Origin of the sequence: Mesorhizobium sp. M7A.F.Ca.US.005.03.2.1 (assembly GCF_003997795.1) — a bacterium.
Classification (GTDB): Bacteria; Pseudomonadota; Alphaproteobacteria; order Rhizobiales; family Rhizobiaceae; genus Mesorhizobium; species Mesorhizobium ciceri.
In genome coordinates, this window is sequence record NZ_RZRP01000978.1 from 1 (window position 1) to 2,180 (window position 2,180).

At 60.5% G+C, this 2,180-nt stretch carries 1 protein-coding gene; it reads right to left on the reverse strand.

All coding sequences use genetic code 11. The annotated features are described in order from the left end of the window. Window positions 1-13: 13 nt before the first annotated feature. On the reverse strand, window positions 14-2,179 hold the full coding sequence (locus EN991_RS33470) for an EAL domain-containing protein (protein ID WP_245461147.1): 2,166 nt from the start codon (window positions 2,177-2,179) through the stop codon (window positions 14-16). Window position 2,180: the final 1 nt, after the last annotated feature.

Sequence of the window (2,180 nt, forward strand, 5' to 3'; positions counted from 1 at the left end):
GCGAGGCATGACCTTACCCCACGGCCAACCATTTGCGCGATTGGGCAAACGCCGTGAAGGCCTTGGCGTCCATTGGGCGGCCAAAAACATAGCCCTGCAGAATATCGCAACCAAGCTCCTTCAGGATGCGCGCGTGATCATTCGTCTCGACACCCTCGGCAATGACTTCGATGCCGAGCGATTTGCCGATCTCAATGATCGACGAGACCAGCTGACGCTGCGGGATCGACTGGGTGACGGGCGTGATCAGTTGGCGGTCGATCTTGAGCCGGCGCGGCTGCAGCTTGAGCAGGGACACGATCGAGGCATGGCCGGTGCCGAAGTCATCGATTTCGATGTCGATGCCGAGTTCCTTAATGTGCTCCAGGTTCCAGGTGACCAGGTCGTCATTCTCATCGAGGAAGATGGACTCAACCAGCTCAAACGACACCGTGCCCTTCCTGATGGCAAGCTTGCGCAAGCCATCGATCAGATCCTTGTCCTCCAACCGCTTGGCGGAGACATTGACCGAGACGTGCGGGATCTTGAGACCGCTGTTCGACCATTGGTCGAAACTCTCAAGCGCCTGTTCCAGGACAGCGCGATCGATGATTGCCACGACGTTGAGTTCTTCGGCCACTTTGAGATAGCTTTGTGGGGCCAGGATGCCGCGTTCGGGATGCTTCCAACGCGACAACGCCTCGACCCCGACGATCTCAAGTGTCCTGGCGTCGAACTGCGGCTGATAGTATGTTGTGAATTCGGCGCGCTCCAACCCGCCCAGGATTTCGTCGGCAATTTGCTTGGTCCGCACGATCTCGCTTTGCAGCTCTTCGTCAAAGAATTCGTGTCGGTTGCGACCGCTTCCTTTCGCCCGGTAAAGAGCGAGGTCGGCGTTGACGAGCAGTTGCTTGGCGTCGGTTCCGGCGGCAATTCCGATGCTCACCCCGAACCGGCACGGGTTGCCCTGAAAATCGACCGGTCGGCGCATCTGCGTGATGATGCGGTCGCCGAGCGCGGAAAGTTGCTTGTCATCACGTCCATGGCTCACCACGACGAACTCATCACCGCCGATGCGTGCAACAAAATCACCGGGACCCGTGTTGACCTTGATGACCTTGGAGGCGTGCACCAGCATGGCGTCACCGGCTGCGTGGCCGAGTGTATCGTTGATCTGCTTGAAGCGGTCGAGGTCCAGATGCAGCAGCGCTGTGCGGGTCCCCGTTACGCTTTTTTCGGCAAGCAACTCATCGAGATAGCGGCGGTTGGGCAGGCCGGTCAGCGGGTCGTGCAGCGCAACATGCTCTACATGCGCCTTTGCGACCTTGAGTTCGGCATTTTTCGATTCCGACAGTTGGCGCTCTCGAATGAGCGTCTCATTGAGCAGCACGTCGCTGGTGACGTCCCACTCGGCGCCGATCATCTTCGGCGTGCCGCCGATGTCCTGGAAGAAGGCTGCGCGCGTGCGCACGTGGCGCGTGGTACCGTCCGCTAGCAGGACTCGGTATTGCGAAGAATACGGTCCCTCCCTCTCGGCGGCCGCGTCGAACTCCTGGCGCGCCCTGTCGAAATCTTCGGGATGAATAGCCATCGCCCAGTCTTCATAACCGCGCGGTTTGCCATCGGCTGGCTTGCCGTAGATCTGGTTGACGCGGTCGTCCCATAGCAGTTCTTTTGTGGCCAGGTCGTGCTCCCACACGCCAATTCCAGAAGCTTCCAGGGCCAACTCAAGGCGGCCAGACAGACGTCTGAGCTCGGCATAGTTTTTCTGTCGTTCGCCGAACAGTCGCCCGGCCACCAGGATCGGCAGCACCACCAGCGCGCCGGCAAAGGCTATGAGCCCCCGCAACATCCACGCATTGTTCGGAATGGCCGGCCAGCCTCCCTTCGGTATAGCCGAAATCAGCCAGGAGCCCGAAGGCAGTTGCACATCGGCCGACACCGGCTTGCCGGCGAGGACATTGTCTCCCCCGAAGAATTTTTTGCCGCCACCGCCAAGCGCGTCGGTCCCCGTCAGGGCGACATCAATATCAATCCCGGGGTCATTCAAGCCGCTCGCCGCGTAAAGCTGATCGACATCGATGACAGCGGAGAGGATGCCCCAGAATCGGCTGCCGCCGCCCGCCGTCGGCACAAAGACGGGAATGCGCCCGACAAAGCCTCGCCCTCCCTGGGCCAGGTCGACGGGGCCTGCCAACACA